The sequence below is a fragment of the Yokenella regensburgei ATCC 49455 genome, assembly GCF_000735455.1.
GTDB lineage: Bacteria > Pseudomonadota > Gammaproteobacteria > Enterobacterales > Enterobacteriaceae > Yokenella > Yokenella regensburgei.
The window spans coordinates 73,381-87,538 of record NZ_JMPS01000020.1 but is presented as its reverse complement, the minus strand read 5'-3'; the positions used below and the strand labels follow the sequence as shown (position 1 = coordinate 87,538).

Annotated in this window: 15 protein-coding genes; 3 read left to right on the top strand and 12 right to left on the bottom strand. The window is 57.9% G+C overall.

Annotated elements, in window-relative coordinates; genetic code table 11:
* Positions 1 to 4 precede the first annotated feature (4 nt).
* Positions 5 to 814, top strand: a complete 810-nt coding sequence (gene phnX, locus GYRE_RS05090) for a phosphonoacetaldehyde hydrolase (protein ID WP_038253546.1) — start codon at positions 5 to 7, stop codon at positions 812 to 814.
* Between the two features lie 18 nt (positions 815 to 832).
* Here phnX and nepI read toward each other — a convergent pair whose 3' ends face one another.
* The 9 genes from nepI to ivbL form a co-directional block, all read right to left on the bottom strand.
* The gene (gene nepI, locus GYRE_RS05085; protein ID WP_038253543.1) at positions 833 to 2,035 is read right to left on the bottom strand and encodes a purine ribonucleoside efflux pump NepI; all 1,203 of its coding nucleotides are present in this window, start codon (positions 2,033 to 2,035) and stop codon (positions 833 to 835) included.
* Between the two features lie 89 nt (positions 2,036 to 2,124).
* On the bottom strand, positions 2,125 to 2,577 hold the full coding sequence (locus GYRE_RS05080) for a DUF1198 family protein (RefSeq protein WP_038253541.1): 453 nt from the start codon (positions 2,575 to 2,577) through the stop codon (positions 2,125 to 2,127).
* Between the two features lie 141 nt (positions 2,578 to 2,718).
* A complete protein-coding gene (gene uhpT, locus GYRE_RS05075; protein WP_006817826.1) occupies positions 2,719 to 4,110 on the bottom strand; it encodes a hexose-6-phosphate:phosphate antiporter UhpT in 1,392 nt (463 codons plus the stop codon).
* Between the two features lie 139 nt (positions 4,111 to 4,249).
* A complete protein-coding gene (uhpC, locus tag GYRE_RS05070; protein WP_038253539.1) occupies positions 4,250 to 5,575 on the bottom strand; it encodes an MFS transporter in 1,326 nt (441 codons plus the stop codon).
* Positions 5,576 to 5,584: 9 nt separating this feature from the next.
* A complete protein-coding gene (gene uhpB / locus GYRE_RS05065) occupies positions 5,585 to 7,087 on the bottom strand; it encodes a signal transduction histidine-protein kinase/phosphatase UhpB (RefSeq protein WP_006817828.1) in 1,503 nt (500 codons plus the stop codon).
* Positions 7,087 to 7,677 (bottom strand): response regulator transcription factor UhpA, encoded by a 591-nt coding sequence (gene uhpA / locus GYRE_RS05060; RefSeq protein WP_006817829.1) that lies wholly within the window; start codon positions 7,675 to 7,677, stop codon positions 7,087 to 7,089. The genes uhpB and uhpA overlap by 1 nt, the downstream gene beginning before the upstream one ends.
* A 71-nt stretch (positions 7,678 to 7,748) precedes the next feature.
* On the bottom strand, positions 7,749 to 8,039 hold the full coding sequence (gene ilvN / locus GYRE_RS05055) for an acetolactate synthase small subunit (RefSeq protein WP_006817830.1): 291 nt from the start codon (positions 8,037 to 8,039) through the stop codon (positions 7,749 to 7,751).
* 3 nt (positions 8,040 to 8,042) lie between these two features.
* Positions 8,043 to 9,731 (bottom strand): acetolactate synthase large subunit, encoded by a 1,689-nt coding sequence (gene ilvB / locus GYRE_RS05050; RefSeq protein WP_038253537.1) that lies wholly within the window; start codon positions 9,729 to 9,731, stop codon positions 8,043 to 8,045.
* Between the two features lie 104 nt (positions 9,732 to 9,835).
* Entirely contained in the window at positions 9,836 to 9,934 is a 99-nt protein-coding gene (gene ivbL, locus GYRE_RS24445) for an ilvB operon leader peptide IvbL (RefSeq protein WP_071777499.1), read from the bottom strand.
* Positions 9,935 to 10,121: 187 nt separating this feature from the next.
* Here ivbL and GYRE_RS05040 point away from each other — a divergent pair, with 187 nt between their 5' ends.
* Positions 10,122 to 10,955: a DMT family transporter gene (locus GYRE_RS05040; RefSeq protein WP_038253535.1), complete on the top strand. Its 834-nt coding sequence runs from the start codon at positions 10,122 to 10,124 to the stop codon at positions 10,953 to 10,955.
* A gap of 176 nt (positions 10,956 to 11,131) precedes the next feature.
* Complete coding sequence (emrD, locus tag GYRE_RS05035; protein ID WP_006817833.1) at positions 11,132 to 12,316, top strand: multidrug efflux MFS transporter EmrD; 1,185 nt, start codon at positions 11,132 to 11,134, stop codon at positions 12,314 to 12,316.
* Between the two features lie 4 nt (positions 12,317 to 12,320).
* Here the strand turns inward: emrD and GYRE_RS05030 are convergent, their stop codons facing one another.
* Genes GYRE_RS05030 through GYRE_RS05020 form a run of 3 tightly spaced genes read right to left on the bottom strand, consistent with a single transcriptional unit; the run spans position 12,321 to position 14,138 of the window.
* Positions 12,321 to 13,424: an anaerobic sulfatase maturase gene (locus GYRE_RS05030; RefSeq protein WP_038253534.1), complete on the bottom strand. Its 1,104-nt coding sequence runs from the start codon at positions 13,422 to 13,424 to the stop codon at positions 12,321 to 12,323.
* Positions 13,425 to 13,438: 14 nt separating this feature from the next.
* Positions 13,439 to 13,801: a DUF202 domain-containing protein gene (locus tag GYRE_RS05025; RefSeq protein ID WP_006817835.1), complete on the bottom strand. Its 363-nt coding sequence runs from the start codon at positions 13,799 to 13,801 to the stop codon at positions 13,439 to 13,441.
* Positions 13,794 to 14,138, bottom strand: coding sequence for a YidH family protein (locus GYRE_RS05020; protein WP_006817836.1), 345 nt, complete (start codon positions 14,136 to 14,138; stop codon positions 13,794 to 13,796). Before GYRE_RS05020 ends, GYRE_RS05025 begins: the two co-directional genes overlap by 8 nt.
* Positions 14,139 to 14,158 lie beyond the last annotated feature (20 nt).

Here is a 14,158-nt window from a genome sequence, read left to right as displayed (position 1 = left end):
CACCATGAACCGTATTTCCGCCGTGATCCTCGACTGGGCCGGTACCACCGTCGATTTTGGCTCCTTCGCGCCAACGCAGATTTTCGTCGAAGCCTTCCGTCAGGCATTTGATGTGGAAATAACCCTTGCCGAAGCCCGCGTCCCTATGGGGCTGGGGAAGTGGCAACACATTGAAGCGTTAGGGAAACTCCCTTCGGTAAGCGCCCGCTGGCAGGCGAAATTTGGCCAGCCGATGACCGCTGCCGATATCAATAAGATTTACGCCACCTTCATGCCGCTGCAGATTGCTAAAGTCGTCGATTTTGCAGCACCTATTGCAGGTGTTGTCGACACGATTGCAGCACTTCGCGCCGACGGGCTGAAGATTGGTTCCTGCTCCGGTTACCCGCGAGCGGTGATGGAAAAACTGGTCCCTGCCGCCGCCGCGCAGGGCTATGCGCCAGACTGCTGGGTGGCAACGGACGATCTCAGCGTCGGCGGGCGTCCTGGCCCGTGGATGGCGCTGCAAAACGTCATCACTTTGGGTATTGGCGCCGTGTCACAGTGCGTGAAGGTAGACGATGCCATTCCGGGAATTGAAGAAGGAATTAACGCCGGGATGTGGAGCATTGGACTGGCGTTGTCCGGCAACGAATTCGGTGCCACGTGGGAGGAGTACCAGACTATGTCGGCTGAAGAGATTGCCACCCGCCGCGAGCACGCCGCCGGTAAGCTCTACGCCGCAGGCGCGCATTACGTCATCGACACGCTGGCAGAACTGCCAGCGGTGATTGCGCAGATCAACGCCCGGCTGGCGCAGGGCGAAAGACCGTAATCTACACGCCCGGCAGCGTCAGGCTGTCGGGCCTGCTTTGGCAAACTTCACCGTTGTGGTGACCAGCAGCGCCGTCATCAGCATCAGAATTCCCGACAGCGCCAGCGGTGACAGCAGACCATACCGATCCAGCGCAATCCCACCGACCGCCGCGCCACAGGTATTGGCGAGCTGAATAACGGCAACCTGAATGGAGCCGGCTTTTTCCGCCTGATCGGCAAGCGAGCGGGTGATCCACGTTGACCAGCCTACCGGCACCAGTGCAAAGGCAAAGCCCCAGATAACCGCCACCGTCGCCGCCACGGCTTTATCGCTGCCCCACAGGATAAGCACCAGCGCGCTTAGCGCCAGCACCAGCGGTGATCCGGCGACCGCCATTTTTACCGAACGCTTCAGCACTATCGACGACACCGAGGTTCCGACAAAGCTCGCAATACCAAAGCTCAGCAGCACCAGCGTCAGGCCATCAACATCAAACCCGGCAAGGGTCATAAACACCGGGCGGATGTAGGTAAAGAAGGCGAACTGACCGGCGAAAGACATGAAAATCGCCAGCATCCCGGCCGCCACGCCCGGGCGTTTTAGCAGGCCGAACATATTCTGCTGCTGCGCCGTTTCACCCGGCAGCGACGGCAGCACCTTCACCAGCCAGACAATGCAGATAAGGCCCATCAGTGCCGCGCCGTTAAATACGTGCCGCCAGCCGATGATGCCGCCTAAAAAGCTGCCGAGCGGAGCCGCGATCACCAGCGCTATCGACACCGCGCCGAAAATCACCGACAGCGCTTTCGGAACCGACCGAGGGGGCACCAGCCGCATCGTCAACGATGCCGACATCGCCCAGAATCCGCCCAGCGCCAGCCCGAGACATGCGCGGCCAAGCAGCAGCAAGGCAAAACTGTTGGAAAACGAGACCAGCAGGCAGGACAGCGTCAGCAGGATTGAAAACAGAACAACCACCAGACGGCGGTCCGTTTTACCGATGATGTGGGTAATGAACAGGCTGGAGAACATCGCCACAAACGCGGTGGTGGTCACCGACTGCCCGGCTACCCCTTCGGTGATTCCCAGCTCTTCCGCCATTGGCGTTAGCAGGCTCACCGGTAGAAATTCTACGGTAATCAGACACGCTACGCAGAATGCGACTGCGAAAACCGCCGACCAGTTGGGGTGAGACGTAATGTCGGCGTGGTTTCGGTGTTCGGCATGTGGTGCACTCATGGGGTTCTGGCATCCTGACGGTGGTGGCGGGAGCGCAGTGTACCATTATAGTGTGATGGGGTTAACATTTAGACACAACGTTATCCCCGTCAGTGCAGCCAGTGGACGCCTTCTTCCGGCATAAACAGCGCGTTGTAACGTTCCTGGAATCTGTTCAGCTCCCAGGCATCTGGCTCCAGCTCACGCAGGAACCCGAGCGCCAGGCGCGTCTGCGCGTCGCTGATAGGTGCTGCCAGACGCGCTTTCTGCATCTGCCGGTACCAGTAGTGCAAATTCTGCTCACTGCCGTCAACGATAAACACCTGCCAGATAACCAGCACCTGCGCCGCATTTTGCAGATGCGCTTCGTTGGGACGTTCCAGATAGCGAAGAAACTCGTTACCCGCCGTTTTCCCCATCTGATCGATCATCGATTCTATCGGTACAGGCGTTATCGCCAGCCGCTCGCTCAACCGACGGATTGCCCGCCGGGAATCGGAGGTAAGCACCCGAAATCCAACCACAAATACGACCACCAACGTGGCCAATGCCATCCAGATCATGCTTCCTCTCAGCTCACTTGCGCTTCAACATCATAATGAGAAAACGGGGGAAGTCGACAGAGGGGTGTGTATAAAGCGAAGGGGGTTTATCGCGGACAAAAAAAAGCCCGGCATCACCCGGGCAAACAGCTACCTGAGAACTCAGGCTGTTCTTAATTGTTGCACCCGCTTTTCACGGCGAATTTTACGTTCTTCCAGGACCGCGACGATAGCCATCAGCACGATACAGCCAATGGCGGCGGCATCCAGCGCGGCGAAGGTCCCTGCCCAACCGGTCAGGCCGAATACGGGGGTGCCATCGGCAATCATACCGAGGCCGAGTTTGGCGAAGCTGTCACCAATCAGGTAAGCGAAGGTGCCTTTGATACCATCGGCTGCGCCGATCGCTTTTTTCGGCACGAAGCCAACGGCAGCGACACCAATCAACAGCTGCGGGCCAAACACCAGGAAACCGAGCGCGAAGAGCGATGCCAGGTACACGTACTGGTTGCTGGCGTGCTGGTAAACACCCAGCGTGGCGATAATAAGCGCCAGAGCAATGCAGGCTACCAGCGCACGACGACCGTTTGCCAGATCGGACAGCCAGCCCCACAGCAGTGTCCCCACCAGCGCGCCGACTTCAAACAGGGTAAAACCCTGAATCGCCACTTCTTTAGAGAGCTTCAGCTCCTGGAAGGCATACACGGTGGACCACTGATCAATACCGATGCGCACCACGTACAGGAAGATGTTAGAGAAGCACAGCAGCCAGATAACTTTGTTTTTCAGCACGTACTCAACGAAGATCTGCCACTTGGTCATCTCGTTTTCTTCGGTCTCTTTATCCTCGTCGCTCAGCTCCTCGCCGAACAGCTCTTCCGCTTTACCGAGGCCGTAGGATTCCGGGGAATCGCTGCCGTAGCGCAGGCCGATGAAACCGACAATCAGCGCGATAATCGACGGGAAGATAAACATGCCGATAACGTGGCCGTCGAACAGATAGTTCGCACCAATCAGCGCTACCCCTGCAGCACCCGCGCCACCAAGGTTATGGGAGATGTTCCACATGCCAAGGTACGTTCCGCGCTTGCGACGCGGCGTCCACTTGGTGATCGTCGAGTAGCTACAGGAGCCACCGGTACTCTGGAAAAAGCCGCTCAGCGCATAGAAGGCAATCATCAGGAACAGGCTAACAGAGCCAGAACCCATGCTGGCGCTGAAGCCGAGCATACAAATCGCCGACAGGATCAGCATAAACGGCAGGAACTGCTTGGTGTTTTTGCCGTCCGCATAGTAGGAAACCAGCGTTTTGCCGACACCGTAGGTTATCGAGAAACCAAGACCAATCATCCCCAGCTGAGTCATGCTCAGGCCGTAGGTGGAGATCATATCGTTCTGCGCAATGTTAAAGTTCTTACGAATCAGATACATCGTCAGGTAGCCGATGAAGACCACCAGATAAGACTGCATGAAGGGTTTGAACCACATTTTGCGCCGCACTTCCAGCGGCAGGTCCAGGGTTGGTTTACGCACCTGGTTTAAGAAGCCCAGCATGGGTTGCTCCCGTTATTTCTATGCCCGTGTATGGCGGGCATTGTAAAAACCCGCAGCAGGCATGGCCTGAGACAGTGTCCAGGCGGAACCGGGAAAATTTCTTAGTTTTACCGCTTTCGAGCGAAAACAGTGAGTCAGGTCACGCTTCGCGTGAACGAGGAGCCTGGGCGTTGAGAAATGGCAGCAGCAACAGCGCCGAGATCCCGGCGGCAATGGCGATGACCGCGAAGAACCCACTCCAGTGCCAGACGTCCATCACCCGCGCCAGCGGCCAGCCGGAAAGCGATGCGCCAAGGTAGGCGAACAGGCCAACAAACCCCGTCGCTGCACCCGCCGCCTCTTTGTGTGAGCACTCCGCCGCCGCCATGCCGATAAGCATCTGCGGACCAAAAACGAAAAAGCCGACGGTAAAGAAACACGCCGCCTGCATCACGTAGCTGGCAAACGGCATCAGCCACAGCGAACCGACAGAAAGCAGGATCCCGGCGGCAAAAATCAGGTTCATCGGGCCACGATTACCGTTAAACAACTTATCCGATCCCCAGCCCGCCACCAGCGCGCCGATAAACCCGCCGAGCTCGAACATGGTCACCGCCGAGTTTGCCGTCACCAGGTCAACGCCCAGCGTCTCGGACATATACAGATTGCCCCAGTCGTTGATAGCCGCCCGCACCACGTACACCAGCACATAGCAGAGCGAAAGCAGCCAGATGTACGGATTCGTCAGCACGTATTTGTAGAGGATCTGCTTGCGGGTAAGCCCCGCGCCTTCCTGCTGCTGGGCGATCTCCAGCTCATCATGCCGCCAGTCGCCCACCGCCGGTAAGCCCACGGTTTGCGGACGGTCACGCAGTCGCCAGCAGAGAAAAAGCCCGGCGAAGATCGCCAGTCCCCCCGCAATCATCATTCCCACACGCCAGCCGTAGTGCAGCGCCGCGGCACCTACCACCATCGGGATCAACGCCCCGCCGACGTTATGCGCGGTATTCCAGATAGCCCACCAGCCGCCGCGCTCGTTTCGCGAGTACCAGGCGGTGAGTAAACGGGCGCATACCGGCGCGCCCCAGCCCTGGAAAAATGCGTTCAGCGCCCACAGCAGGGCAAATGCCCACAGCGAGGTTGAAAAGCCGAAGAGGATATTCACCACGCCGGTGGCAATCAGCCCCAGGCCCATAAAGTAGCGCGCGTTGGAGCGATCGCTGACGATGCCGGAGAAAAACTTCGACAGCCCGTAGGTGATATAAAAAAGCGTAGCCAGCAGGCCGATATCGGTACGGGTCAGGACACCGTTGCCGAGAATGTCCGGTACCGCGGCATTGAAACTTTTGCGGGTAAAGTAGAACAGGGCGTAGCCGAGCCAGATGGTCAGCAGGATATGCCGTCGCCAGTAGCGATAGTGGGCGTCAATTTCGCTGCGTTCGCTTATCGGTTGTGCCGCTGGCGGCGCTTTCATGAAATTAAACATTGTCGCTCCTCAGGCATAGCGCTGCGGCAAACTCACGCTGACGCGGGTGCCGTGAGTGCAGGAAATTGTCAGGGTACCGCCAAGTGCCGTTACCCGCTCGCGCATGCCGGTCAGGCCAAAGCCCTGCTGACCGGAACCCGGCGGCAGCCCGCAGCCGTCGTCTTCAATCACCAGCATCAGGCGTTCATTCTGCTGCCAGCCCTGCAGGGTCACCGCGCTGGCGCTGGCGTGCTTAACGATGTTGTTAAGCCCCTCCTGGCAAACGCGGAACAGCGTCACCCGCTGGTTCTCACTGAGCCCGGTTTCATCTATGCGCCAGTCGAGATGGCTGATGATCCCCCTCCCTTCAAGCTCCATTTCACGCATCATGGAGCGAACGGCCTGGCCTAGAGTCAGGTCATCAAGCTGCCGCGGTCGCAGCCGTCCGAGCAGGCGCCGCACCGCGTCGTAAACCCCAAGAGAGAGGTGCTCTATCAGCACACTGCTTTGCTTTACACCGCCGTTGTCCGGTGCCAGGCGCTGCAAAATTCCAGCCTGAGTGCGAATGGCGGTGATGGTCTGGCCGATATCATCATGTAGTTCGCGGGCAACGTCGCGGCGGACGCTCTCTTCGGTCTCCAGCAGCCGCTCGGTGAGGCGGCGGTTACGTGCAAGCTCGGTCTGGAGTGACTGGTTCAGCTCGCGCAGACGCTGGATACCCGCACCGAGCAGCAGCCCGGTCAGGCTCTGCGCCAGCAGCGACAGCAGCAAATCCACCGGGTGATCGTGCCAGGTCTGGCTGGCAATCAGCGCAATAGCGTTCATCAGGGTGGCGATAAGCGCCCCCTGCCAGCCGTAGTGCCATGCCAGAGCGATAATCGGCAGCGCCAGACAAAACGGGGTGAAGCGCGAGAGTTCAGCCGGTAGACCCAACTGGAGCCACAGGCTGACGGTAAACAGCAGCAGGTAGCCCACCAGGTGCCGCCCTCGCCAGTTCACCGGCTGCGACACCAGCGAAGGACCTAACGGTAGCCAGGTGTTGCTGGTGAGATAGTGCCAGATAACCAGGCAAGTTGGCGCAAGCGTCAGGCCGCCGGTAAGAGTGAGCAGCAGCGCATTGAGCACTTCTTTGCCGTCACCGATCCACGGCAGCGTTTGCAGTAGCGCCGCCGCAATCAGGGCTGCCCCCTGTAAAAGCAGCGTGCGCCAGTCGCGCTGCTGGCGATAGCGGGAAATCAGCACCACCGGCAGCAGCGACAGCAGGCTTCCGGTCATCAATAATGGAAGATGGTCGAGCGCGACTTCCTGCGCCAGCCAACCGAGCAGCAGCCATTCCGCCCCCAGCAATACCGGCCAGTAGCCACGCGGGCATTGCAGCATCAAGCCAACGCGCAGCCCAAACGGGAACAGCAGCACCGCCAGATCAGGTCGCTCAACAAGATGCAGGCTGATGCTCCACAGACAAAACCAGGCGGCAGAAAATATCGAAACGCTGGCAACAACGGCAATCAGCTGTGAAAGAAAGGTACGCATTACCAGCCGTCGAACATTCGCCGGGCCAGCTCAACGTCGTTGCTGACGCCGAGCTTTTCCATCAGGTTCGCGCGATGCACATGCACCGTCTTCGGCGATAGCCCCAGTTCAACGGCAATCTCTTTAACCGCCATTCCCTGGGTCAGCTTTTCCGCTACCTGCCGCTCGCGGCGGGTCAGCGGATCCTGGCGTCCGGCCGCCAGCTTGATAGCGATATCCGGGGTCAGATAACAGCCGCCGGTGGCGACGGTGCGCACGGCGGAAATCAGTTCATCCGGACTGCAACGTTTGGAAAGAAACCCGCGGGCCCCGGTGTTCAGCGCCTGCTCAACCAGCGCCGGGCTGTCGTGTACCGACAGCATGATGGTCGCCATCCCTTTTGGCAGTTCACTTAACAACTCAAGCCCGGAGATGTCCGGCATTGAAATATCGCAGATGCACACCTGAACACCACGCCCCGGAAGACCGGCCAGCGCTTCCCGCCCGGAGCCGAACTCGGCAACAACCTGAAAATCAGGCTCCAGCCCCAGCAGTTGAGCAAAACCGGAGCGTACGATCAGATGATCGTCAATAAGGGCGATGGTGGTCATGGTAAATCCTGGCGGGTGTAAAAACGCGCTTACCTTAGCGATAAGCGCGCCGCTGTTCAAGCCTTGAACGATTACTCGAAGAAGAGACCTAGCTTGTTGAACACGCCAGGATCGCTCTGGTGACGCACTACGTGTACCACGTCCTCAAGTTTATCAATCTGGCTAATCATCTGCTCCAGACGCTGATCGTTGTTGACCAGAAGCCAGATCCGGCTCTTGTCGCTGTTCTGGATAGGCAGACAGAGGATCCCTTCCACGTTGAAGGCACGGCGGGCGAACAGACCGCAGACGTGGGTCATGACTCCCGGATGGTTACGCACGGTTAGTTCCAGAATCACGTTGTCATGTGTTGGCTGATGCATGGCTTATTCCCCCACCATTTCTGTATTTGCCGCTCCCGGCGGAACCATTGGATACACTTTCTGTTCGGCATCGATCCGCACATGGATCAGCGCCGGACCAGGGCGGGCGATAATGGCCTGCAGCGCCGCTTGCGGATCTGCTTCTGCGTTCAGGTCGCAGGTTTGCATGCCAAAACCAGCGGCAATCTGCACGAAGTTAATCATGCCAGGATACGTCGCGGCAAATACCCCCTGCGGATAGAACAGGCTCTGCTGCTGGTGAACCAGACCCAGCGCTTCGTTATTCATCAGGATGATTTTCACATCCAGCTGGTTTTCTACGGCGGTGGCCATCTCCTGAATGTTCATCATCAGGCTGCCGTCACCGGAAAAACAGAGCACTTTACGATGCGGATTCGCAAGCGCTGCGCCAATTGCCGCAGGCAGACCAAATCCCATGGTACCCAGCCCACCGGAGGTCAGCCACTGGCGAGGGCGGTTTAATGGATATGCCTGTGCCGTCCACATCTGGTGCTGGCCAACGTCGGTGGTCACGATAGCGTCATCGTCAACGCAGGCCGCTACGGCGTTGATCAGGCCGTAATGGGTCAGCGGATCGCCCGCCTGCGGAATAGCCGACGGGAACTCTTGTTGCAGCTCGCCAACCAGTTGATGCCATGCGTCGCGCGGCTTCGCGTCAACCAGCGGGATTAACTGCTCCAGCACTTCGCCCACGTCGCCCTGAATCGCCACGTGCGCCTGCTTGATTTTTCCGAGCTCGGCGCGGTCGATATCCACATGAATGATTTTAGCGTTCGGACAGAACTGTTCCGTTTTACCAATCGCCCGGTCATCAAAACGTGCACCTAAAACGACCAGTAAATCAGACTCCTGCAGAATAAAGTTGGTGCTGCGCGCGCCGTGCATCCCCAGCATACCAAGCGACAGCGGATGCGCTTTTGGCAGCATGCCTAAGGCCATCAGGGTCATGGTAGTCGGCAGATTGGTTTTTTCCGCCAGTTTGCGTACCTGTTCCGGTGAAGCAACGACCCCGCCGCCGAGATACAGCACCGGACGCTGCGCGGCGTTAATCATCGCCGCCGCTTCGCGCACATCCTGCAGGTTAAAAATCGGTGCCGGAGCGCGGCCGCCAGGGACCGGCAGGTCATCGATATCAATCGTCGCCGTCTGCACATCCTTAGGTATGTCTATCCACACCGGGCCGGGACGGCCGGACTGCGCGATGCGAAACGCATCGCTAACCACCTGCGGTAGTTCACTGATATCACGGACTAAATAGTTGTGTTTGGTGATGGGGATAGAGATACCGTAGGTATCGACTTCCTGAAACGCATCGGTGCCGATGAGCGATGCCGGTACCTGGCCAGTAATGCACACCAGCGGGATGGAATCCAGCCGCGCATCGGCAATCGCGGTGACCAGGTTTGTGGCACCCGGGCCGCTACAGGCCATACACACCGCCGGTTTTCCCTGGGTGCGAGCCATGCCCTGCGCAATGAAGCCTGCACCCTGCTCATGACGCGCCAGCACGTGGCGGATCTGTTTGCTTTGGCTTAAGGCGTCGTACAACGGCAGCACCGTACCGCCGGGAATGCCGGTGACGGTCGTAATGCCCTGTCGTTCCAGTAAGTGAACAATTAACTGCGCACCCGTAAAACGCGTGCTTTGAGATGTTGTGCCCGAACTTGCCATGCTCCAGTCCTTTTCTTCTGGGCCGACCTGCCGGGCGGGTTCTGATACAAAAAACCCCGCCCGGTTTGCGCCGGCGGGGTTTGGAATCGTGTGTTTTCCGGACCCTACGGCGCGTTGCCGACGACCACCACCACACGCACGACGACCACCGCGGCGTTGCGCGCGGTTTTTAGTAGGGTCGACATCGGCATGGAAGTGTTCATTAGGGACCTGTTGTTGAAATCATCAGTGGAATTTATACAAACACAGCTTTACGGCGCAGACAATGGAATTATTTTCATCTGCGCAAAAATGCGTCAGAGATCACAATTCAACCAGGAGAGAATAAAAACAAACATCCCGCCCACGTTATGTTACGGTTGCATGACAATTCCTGCCGCCACTGACGCTATGACGCTAACGCTGTTCGCTATTTTGCTTTTCGCCGCCCTGCTGCATGCCAGCTGGAATGCCATTGTGAAAGCGGGCAACGATAAGCTCTACGCCGCAGTCAGCGTCAGCGGATCGGCGGCAGTAATGGCGCTGCTGGCGCTCCCTTTCTCGCCACAGCCGAGCGTGGAAAGTATTCCGTTCCTGATAGCCTCCTGCATCCTGCAGGTGATTTACACCGTGCTGGTCGCCAAAACCTATCAAGTGTCTGACATGAGCCAGACCTATCCCCTGATGCGCGGCACTGCGCCGTTGCTGGTCGCCGTGATTAGCGTAGCGTTTATGGGTGAGACGCTCTCAGAGATGGCATGGCTTGGGATCTGCGTCATTTGCCTCGCGATTCTGGGCATGGCGCTGAACGGTCGCTCCAGCTCGCGAAAAGGCATCTATCTGGCACTGCTTAACGCCTGCTTCATTGCCGCCTATACCCTGGTCGACGGCACCGGCGTGCGGGTGTCCGGCACGGCCATCGGCTATACGCTGTGGACCTTCTTCATGAACGGTTTCTGCCTGCTATGCTGGGCGTTGCTTGCTCGTCGTAAGCCTGCCATCAGCTATCTTTCACAGCACTGGCGCAAGGGGATCTTCGGCGGTATTGCCACGATGGGCGCCTATGGCCTGGCGCTGTGGGCAATGACCCAGGCGCCGCTGGCCGTGGTCGCAGCACTGCGCGAAACCTCAATTTTGTTCGGCGCGCTGATCGCTTTTATCCTTTTAAAAGAACGCGTTTCCGGCATTCGCGCCGTTGCCGCCTGTGGAATTGCCGCCGGGGCAATCCTTTTGCGCCTCGCCTGAGCAAAGCGGCAACATTTGTTGCCAATAATCGTTTATAAATCCTGCCTCTTCACCCTTAACCATTGGCACAAATAATGGTTAAGTTGTCATCTGTCTGTGGTAGATTCCTCTCGATTTTGGCGCTATCCATAGCAATATCTCCTTTGTTACCCAATTTTTAAGACGTAATCTTCGACATGAAAAGGCACGGAAACTTCAATTTATTGTTGATGCTGGTTCTGCTCGTCGCTGTTGGGCAGATGGCTCAAACCATTTATATCCCCGCTATTGCCGATATGGCGCGTGAATTACAGGTTCGTGAAGGCGCGGTTCAGAGCGTCATGGCGACCTATCTGCTGACCTACGGTGTGTCACAGCTGTTTTACGGCCCGCTGTCGGACCGTATTGGACGCCGTCCGGTGATCCTGGCCGGGATGTCGATTTTTTTGGTTGCGACCACCATCGCAATGACCACATCCAGCCTGACGCTGCTAATTATTGCCAGCGCCCTGCAGGGTATGGGCACCGGCGTTGGCGGTGTGATGGCGAGAACGCTGCCGCGGGATCTGTATGAAGGTACGCAATTACGTCATGCCAACAGCTTATTAAATATGAGTATTCTGGTCAGCCCCCTGCTGGCACCGCTGATTGGCGGGATGCTGGATACCCTTTGGGGCTGGCGGGTGTGCTACGCCTTCCTGCTGGTGCTGTGCGCGGTGGTTACCTTCAGCATGGCGCGCTGGATGCCGGAGACGCGTCCGAAAGAGGCTCCGCGGACCCGGCTTATCACCAGCTACAAAACGCTGTTAGGTAATGGTTCATTCAACTGCTATCTGCTGATGCTGATTGGTGGTCTGGCGGGCGTTGCGGTATTTGAAGCCTGCTCCGGTGTGCTGCTGGGCGCGGTGCTCGGTCTCAGCAGTATGGCAGTCAGCATCCTGTTTATTCTGCCTATCCCGGCGGCGTTTTTCGGCTCCTGGTTCGCCGGTCGCCCGAATAAACGCTTCCCGACACTGATGTGGCAGTCGGTTATTTGCTGCCTCGCGGGTGGGCTGATGATGTGGATCCCTGGCATCTTCGGGATAATGAACGTCTGGACGCTGCTTATCCCTGCCGCGCTGTTCTTCTTTGGTGCGGGGATGCTGTTTCCGCTTGCCACCAGCGGTGCGATGGAGCCATTCCCGTTCCTCGCCGGTACCGCAGGCGCGCTGGTCGGTGGGTTGCAGAATATTGGCTCCGGCGTGCTGGCCTGGTTTTCGGCGATGCTGCCGCAGACCGGACAAGGCAGCCTTGGCCTGCTGATGACCCTGATGGGGCTGCTTATTCTGCTGTGCTGGCTGCCGCTGGCATCACGCTTTAGCCGCCATCAGCAAACTATCTGATCCCTCAGCTCTGTTTTTGCAGCATTGTCATCAATTCCGCCGGTGAACGTTGCTGGCGGATGAGATCCCGCATCACCCTCATGTACGGGGCGGTGTAGGTAAAAAAGCGATGATAGCCCGCGCACAGCGCACTTTTGCCATCGGCAGTACGATGTTTCGGGCAGTCGCCGTAGCAAAAACGCCGCGCCTGACAATCGTGGCAGGCGCGCGACAGCGTGTCTCGTTTATGCTTGCCAAAGGCTACCGCCCGGGCGCTGGCGTTCAGTTCGGCAAGCGTGGTCTGATGCAGATTACCCAGCCGGTGCTCGGGGTAAACGTAGTGATCGCACTGAAACACATCGCCGTTGGCTTCCAGTGCAAACGCGTGTCCGCAGGTTTCGCTCAACGCGCACTGAGTTGAGCGAAAACCGCTCCACACGCCCAGCGTCGAATCAAAAAGCTGCACAAACGTACGGCCAATATCCTCACGCACCCAGATATCAAACACCTTCGTCAGAAACTCTCCCCAGGCGCGTGATGATACGGAGTCTTCGCTCGGCACGCCGTGTTCGTCCAGCTCAAGCAGCGGTATAAACTGGATAAACGGCGTTCCCTGGCGTCTGAGGTAGCGGTAAACACGCTCCGCTTCCTGGCTGTTGTGGCGGTTCACCACCGTCAGCAGATTGAACTCAACCCGATGAGCCACCAGTTTTTCAATCGCACTCATCACCCGCTGCTGAGTGGGTTTACCGTTGCGGCTGCGCCGGAAAACATCATGCAGCTCCGCCGGGCCATCGAGCGAAATGCCCACCAGCCAGTGATTTTCACCAAAGAATCGGCACCAGGCGTCGTTCAGCGCGACCCCGTTGGTCTGAAAGGCGTTGTGAATGCGTTTGTCACCCGCATGCTGCTTCTGCAACTCGATGACGCGTTCAAAAAAAGCGATACCGCAGAGCGTGGGTTCTCCGCCCTGCCAGGAGAACTGCACGTCTTTTCCCGGCTGCGCGGCAATGTGCTGACGAATGAAGGCGTCGAGGGTAGCCTCATCCATTTGAGCATACTTAGGTTTATCAAGATAATAGCAGTATCGACAACGTAGATTACAGCGAGAGCTGGCCGGCTTGGCCATCACCTGACATCCTGTCATACATAATCCTTAATGAATAAAACCACCTGACGTAAGTGTGTTACAGCAAACAATAATGCGAGGGAAAGGACAGCGAGGGAGATCAAAAATTTGTCACGCACTGCGCGCGGTTGTGAAAAATCGCTACGGCTAACGTCCATCAGATTGCGCTGACGGGTATAGCGCCAGAGGATGATAGCCACCAGCGCCAGGATGATTATCGATATCCAGAAAGGACTGCCGGAACGGTGCCAGTTGTGTTTTATCGCCAGCGCCATCAACGCCCCGTAGCCTAAAAGTGTACGAAACCAGGCAAGGGAGGTGCGCTCTGGCTGCAGACCCGGGTCGCTGTTGCGCCGCGCTTTGCGGCTATCAGGCATACAGCACCAGCCCCATCACTACCACGGCGACGATCATCAAAATAACGCTGATAATCAACAGGCTGTGGGTATAGGGTAAATCTTCTTTTAACCGCATCGCCTTTTCATTACTGAGCCAGCGCAGGTAGCCGTAAACCGCCAGCCCGCCCGCAAACAGGCACAGCAGCAGAGCCAGCACTTCGCGGATAAGCGGTGTCGCAAAATCAGGGGCCAGCTGGTCAAGCCCAACGCCTGCTGCCAGAAACCCAAGCGCCGTACGGATCCAGGCGAGAAACGTCCGCTCGTTCGCCAACGAGAAGCGATAGTCCGGGGCAACGCCCAGGCGGGAAATTTTCATTCACTCTCCTTCAGAACTGC

Excerpts from the sequence above, each read along its gene's own strand:
- ilvB (WP_038253537.1), bottom strand. The coding sequence starts at position 9,731 with ATGGCAAGTTCGGGCACAACATCTCAAAGCACGCGTTTTACGGGTGCG.
- uhpT (WP_006817826.1), bottom strand. The coding sequence starts at position 4,110 with ATGCTGGGCTTCTTAAACCAGGTGCGTAAACCAACCCTGGACCTGCCG.
- emrD (WP_006817833.1), top strand. The coding sequence starts at position 11,132 with ATGAAAAGGCACGGAAACTTCAATTTATTGTTGATGCTGGTTCTGCTC.
- ivbL (WP_071777499.1), bottom strand. The coding sequence starts at position 9,934 with ATGAACACTTCCATGCCGATGTCGACCCTACTAAAAACCGCGCGCAAC.
- GYRE_RS05025 (WP_006817835.1), bottom strand. The coding sequence starts at position 13,801 with ATGCCTGATAGCCGCAAAGCGCGGCGCAACAGCGACCCGGGTCTGCAG.
- GYRE_RS05080 (WP_038253541.1), bottom strand. The coding sequence starts at position 2,577 with ATGATCTGGATGGCATTGGCCACGTTGGTGGTCGTATTTGTGGTTGGA.
- phnX (WP_038253546.1), top strand. The coding sequence starts at position 5 with ATGAACCGTATTTCCGCCGTGATCCTCGACTGGGCCGGTACCACCGTC.
- ilvN (WP_006817830.1), bottom strand. The coding sequence starts at position 8,039 with ATGCATCAGCCAACACATGACAACGTGATTCTGGAACTAACCGTGCGT.
- uhpA (WP_006817829.1), bottom strand. The coding sequence starts at position 7,677 with ATGACCACCATCGCCCTTATTGACGATCATCTGATCGTACGCTCCGGT.
- GYRE_RS05030 (WP_038253534.1), bottom strand. The coding sequence starts at position 13,424 with ATGGCCAAGCCGGCCAGCTCTCGCTGTAATCTACGTTGTCGATACTGC.
- uhpB (WP_006817828.1), bottom strand. The coding sequence starts at position 7,087 with ATGCGTACCTTTCTTTCACAGCTGATTGCCGTTGTTGCCAGCGTTTCG.
- GYRE_RS05040 (WP_038253535.1), top strand. The coding sequence starts at position 10,122 with ATGACGCTAACGCTGTTCGCTATTTTGCTTTTCGCCGCCCTGCTGCAT.
- GYRE_RS05020 (WP_006817836.1), bottom strand. The coding sequence starts at position 14,138 with ATGAAAATTTCCCGCCTGGGCGTTGCCCCGGACTATCGCTTCTCGTTG.
- nepI (WP_038253543.1), bottom strand. The coding sequence starts at position 2,035 with ATGAGTGCACCACATGCCGAACACCGAAACCACGCCGACATTACGTCT.
- uhpC (WP_038253539.1), bottom strand. The coding sequence starts at position 5,575 with ATGTTTAATTTCATGAAAGCGCCGCCAGCGGCACAACCGATAAGCGAA.